Source organism: Acinetobacter sp. YH12072 (assembly GCF_013419565.1).
Lineage (GTDB): Bacteria > Pseudomonadota > Gammaproteobacteria > Pseudomonadales > Moraxellaceae > Acinetobacter.
This window is the reverse complement of record NZ_VOZV01000072.1, coordinates 1-4,774: the sequence shown is the minus strand read 5'-3', so window position 1 is coordinate 4,774 and position 4,774 is coordinate 1. Positions and strand designations below refer to the sequence as shown.

6 protein-coding genes are annotated in these 4,774 nt (G+C 41.3%); all 6 read right to left on the bottom strand.

The genetic code is table 11. The annotated features are described in order from the left end of the window. Window positions 1-250: transposase (locus tag FTU19_RS15830; protein WP_180031403.1), on the bottom strand; the 250-nt coding region annotated here is incomplete at its 3' end. Between the two features lie 193 nt (window positions 251-443). Continuing rightward, a complete protein-coding gene (locus FTU19_RS15825; RefSeq protein WP_004783539.1) occupies window positions 444-869 on the bottom strand; it encodes an organic hydroperoxide resistance protein in 426 nt (141 codons plus the stop codon). 118 nt (window positions 870-987) lie between these two features. Continuing rightward, window positions 988-1,815, bottom strand: a complete 828-nt coding sequence (locus FTU19_RS15820) for a carbon-nitrogen hydrolase family protein (protein WP_159123043.1) — start codon at window positions 1,813-1,815, stop codon at window positions 988-990. 20 nt (window positions 1,816-1,835) lie between these two features. After that, window positions 1,836-2,354, bottom strand: a complete 519-nt coding sequence (gigB, locus tag FTU19_RS15815; protein ID WP_004783532.1) for an anti-anti-sigma factor GigB — start codon at window positions 2,352-2,354, stop codon at window positions 1,836-1,838. 112 nt (window positions 2,355-2,466) lie between these two features. Further along, window positions 2,467-3,435, bottom strand: a complete 969-nt coding sequence (gene gigA / locus FTU19_RS15810) for an RsbU family protein phosphatase GigA (RefSeq protein ID WP_004783531.1) — start codon at window positions 3,433-3,435, stop codon at window positions 2,467-2,469. 103 nt (window positions 3,436-3,538) lie between these two features. Next, window positions 3,539-4,453, bottom strand: coding sequence for a VacJ family lipoprotein (locus tag FTU19_RS15805; protein WP_159123041.1), 915 nt, complete (start codon window positions 4,451-4,453; stop codon window positions 3,539-3,541). Window positions 4,454-4,774: the final 321 nt, after the last annotated feature.

Genomic DNA, 4,774 nt, shown 5'->3' with positions numbered 1-4,774 from the left:
CGGGGCATGAGGCTAGTAATTTGAATAATCTAAGTAACTTACCGCTGCTTGACCAACGATTAAAACGTTTGAAAATAGAGTTTGAATGACCAAAACAAGAAGGAATATCTCGCCACGGACAACCTGTTCTAATTCTATAGAGAATAGCTTCAATAAAATTACGTAAATTTGAGTTGTGATGAATAGATAAATTACGCAAAATAGTTTTCAACTTTTGCCAGTGTTGATCTGTCAGCATGGTACGAGGCATAGCGAATAGTAAAATTGGGTTTGGCGATTTGATTTTGCTACTTCGCTATTTTTTAAGCTAAAAGTGTCAACACACCCTATTTTTCTATGAAATAGCACACAGTAATTTTGATCAAAATTCTATAAGAATAATCAGCTCTATCCTGAAATGACTTCTGATTTTTCAGGATAGAGAGTGGAATGCTTATGTAGACTTAGGTGATGACATTCAAAGTAACATCAATATTGTTTCGGGTTGCATTTGAATAAGGACAAACGATGTGTGCGGCATCGACCAGCTTTTGAGCTTCGTCCTGTTCCATTCCTTCTAAATGAATATTTAAAGTCACTTCAATGCCAAAACCGGTAGGAATCGGACCAATGCCAACTTCACCTTCAATATAGGCATCTTTGCTAATATTGATTTTATCCCGGTTGGCAACAAACTTCATGGCACCTAAAAAACAGGCTGAATAACCTGCAGCGAACAATTGTTCAGGATTGGTCCCGCCACCTGGGCCACCCATTTCCTTGGGCACTGCCAGTTTCACATCCAGAATCTGATCGTCAGAGGTTGCACGGCCATCTCGACCGCCTGTAGCTTTGGCACGTGCGGTATATACTGCTTTTTCTAATGACATGAGAGTATTTCCTGCTTGTTCTTTTATGGAACTTCTATGCTCCATAATTTCTAGGGAAGAATAAGCAGGGATTTTGTTAATTTATGCAAGCGAATGAGAATGCGGTAAAAAGTCTGACTTAAGAGAACTTTAGTAGCTTGCGATGCTGCATGAGTGGCATAGACTCACGCACTTTGGCCTGCCCAGTCAAATCAAAATCAACCGTAATAATCTGTGCGCCTTCCGCATGCACCATATCGAGAAGTTGACCACGGCTGTTTGTGGCAGCGGCATGTCCCCAAGTTTGACGTTTTTCACCATGCCAACCCTGTTGAGCAGCACCGAGAACTGTGCATTGGGTATCCATAGCACGTGCTTGCAATAATAATTGCCAGTGCATTTGGCCAGTGGTGTAAGTAAAGGCAGATGGCGCAGTTAAAATATTCGCGCCTTGGGCACGTAAATGAAGCGCAAGTTCAGGAAAACGCAGGTCATAGCAGACCATCATACCGATATTGCCAAAAGGTGTTTTCGCAACAACAACATCGGTACCTGGTTCAAAAAATTGGGATTCCTGATAGCCACCAACAGCATCACCGACCTGTACATCAAAGAGGTGAATCTTGTCATAGCGGGCTTCAGTTTTTTCTGGGCTAATACACAAGCTAACGGTACGAACTCGGCCATCTTCAATAATCGAACCATCAGGACGATAAGGACAGGGTAATGTCCCTGCGATAATCCAGATCTGATATTGATGCGCTAGTTGTTCCAGACGTTGTTGAATGCTCTCGAATTGAGCTGCAGTTTCGCGCTGCTTACCAGCAGCAAAACAGACGAAATTTTCAGGAAAGACAATAAGCTCAGCACCTTTTGCTTTACTTTGTTGAATTAATGATTCGATGGTCATGAAATTTTGCTCAATTTCATTTTGGGAATTCATCTGTGCAACAGAAAGTAAAGTCATAGGGATTCCTTATTGTGTGTTCATACCTTTTGTTCAGACACTTGATCTAGATTATCTTGTTCTTTTTGCAACTGTTTGACCAAGGGCTCAAACATATTCTGGTTGCTCTGATTTAACCGCATTAAAGTTTTGTGTGCATCTAGAACAGTTTTCAGCATTGCTTGATGCGTCACATGTTCTTCCATCAGTTTACGCGTACATACATTTGAATCACCGCAGTAATCCAAAATGACAAAGACCTGCCCCAAGCCCATACTGTTGGCCAGAGTCGTGATATCAGAGTTAGTCGACAACATCACCGCCTGGATCTTATGGAGCTGCTTAAGTTTAAGTCCTAATTTTGCTAGGACACCCAGTACAGTGCTGTCAATAAAGCTGGTTTCAGTCAGATCAACAATTGCGCCAACAACGTTGTCCTGCTGCTCAAGTTTGTTCAGTAATTTGTCTAGACTAATACAAGATTGGGCCCGCACTTCGCCGATAAGCTTAAAAATATGCGTTCCATTCAAGCTTGCATATTCAACATGACCTGTTGACATATAAATGCCATTTGCAGAGAAGGATATTAAATTATCCCATAGGGTCTACGGATACTCAAGTAGCTGAAAGTCGCAATCAAATTAAGTGCTTATAAAGCTTGTGATTATACTGCTATTTCACTCTTATAAAGCTGAGAATGGCAATATCGTCGGCAACATGTTCGGGTGCTTCGAAGGATTCGTTCTGTAAGTGATGCAATAATTGGGAAAATTGTTCATTCAGACCGCCGTTAAACGGCTCCAATGCTCCATCTGAACAGATAATAAATCGTGCATTGCGGCTGAGGATATATTCATTTTCTTCTACCTCAAGGTCTTCAGTGAGGCCAAGAGGAAAGCTGCTGGATGACAGGATTTTAGGTTCCTGATTCGGTTCAAAGATAATCGGAGGAGGGTAGTGGCCAGCACTGGACCATTTCAAGACATGACTTTCTAGGTTTAGAATTCCGGCTATCATGGTGATATGTTTTTCAATATTTTCCTGAACCAGCATCCCGTTCAGCTTCTTGATCAGCTCACGAGGCGTTTTCGAACGTCCATGAAAGGCTGCCATCCAGGATGTTAATAAACTGCTGGTAACGCCATGACCAGAAACATCTGCCAGATAGAAAATGACTTCTTTATCGCTGATTTTCCAGTAATCATACCAATCGCCAGATAGATAGGCAGAAGGCTGAAAATAGGTTTCAACCGCATAATTGGTTAATTCAATTTCATTCGGTAGCAAACGTTTTTGTAGCTCTGCTGCTGAAGGAAGATCACGACTATCCTGATTACGCTTATATTGCGCATCGATTTTTTGTAATGCGATATCGGGTTGTTCAGGCAGTTTATCCCAGATCCAGCCTGCCAAAGCACCTTGTTCCCAAGCTTGTGCCAAGGCTGTTCCTTCATTTTCCAGCGCTAATACGACAGTCGGAAGGTTCCACTTATATTTCAGATAATCATGTACATCTGCAATGGCAATAATCGTCGCATCGTACAACTCGTGATCTTCCAACTTGATTACTTGAACGTGCGGAAGCTTCTCAAGCACTTGATCTAAATAAGGAATATCACGGGTAGGTTGAATGAAATACATAGACAGGTAGTTCGATCCTGGGATGAGTTATAAGATGTACTATAACAAGCAAATGATTGCTAGCGAACGGTTTTCGCTAGAAAATCATCATTGAGCTTAGGTTTCAAAGGTCATCACTAGAAGATTCAGTCTCATTTTCATCGAAAGATTCATCTTCAAGATTTTCATCATCGAAGTCATCTTCAAGGAATAAAGATTCCTGTTCCAGACCTTTTTTCTGGGCGATCATATAATTGGTACGTTGCAAATAAATATCGCGAATTTGTGCATAACGATCACCTGTTAACACACCTTCAATATCAAGTAATTCTGCACGATTATCAATTGCACGCCAGAATTGATCACCCCAATACAAGCCTTCATCATCTTCAAGAATATATTTCTGTGGACGGGTCTGGCTATCGACTGCCATACCGAAAGTATCACGCACAGAACTTGGGCCTAGGAACGGTAACATCACATAAGGACCGGAAGGTACACCGTAATAACCTAGCGTAATCCCGAACTTTTCATCTTCATGATCCAGTCCCAGACGCCGGGCAGGATCTGCCAGACCTAAAGTAGTTAAGGTATTAATGGTAAAACGGCCCAAAGACTTTGCGGCACGAGCAGGACGGCCTTGAATCAACTGGTTTACCGCATTCCATGGTTCACCTAAATTGCTACGGAACTGGGTATAGCTGCCACGCACATCTTGAGGAACCTTTTCCTGATACTGAACCGCAATGGGGCGAACAACTGCCTGATCGATTGCATCATTAAATTGATACACCTTTCTATTCCAGCCCTGGAAAGGATCTTTAACTTCTTCAGCCTGTGCAGCACTAGCATCGACTTTTAGCTGGGTTTGCAGGTGACTCACTTTAGAAGATATTTTTTCTCTGAGTGGAACCGTAGCAGTAGTAGAAGATTCAGTTTCTATTTCAGTCTGTTCAGCCTGAGTAGTGTCTTCAGCAAAAATTAATGGGCTAGAGGCCAAAGAAAATAAGCATAAAGATAAATAAATAGAGCGATGCATAAGGAAACCCCAAAGCCTTGTTCTGAGTATAGTGGCGTTGTTTAACCCGGAGTAATAAACTGTATTACTAGGAATAGGCGTAATTTAAGCAAAATTGTATAATAAATGAATAAAAACTTCATAAAAGGCTAAAAATTAGACATGCGGTAAGATTTATTTGAAAAAGGTGTTGCAAGCCCTCTGAAATGCTGTAGAATGCACATCCATCGGCGGTGATGAAGATCAAAACTCCTGATAAAACAGTAACTTAGCATGAAATGGTTAAGTTAGGTTTTAGAAAGAAAGTTTAAAAATAATTTTCATTACTGGTTGACTTTCTAG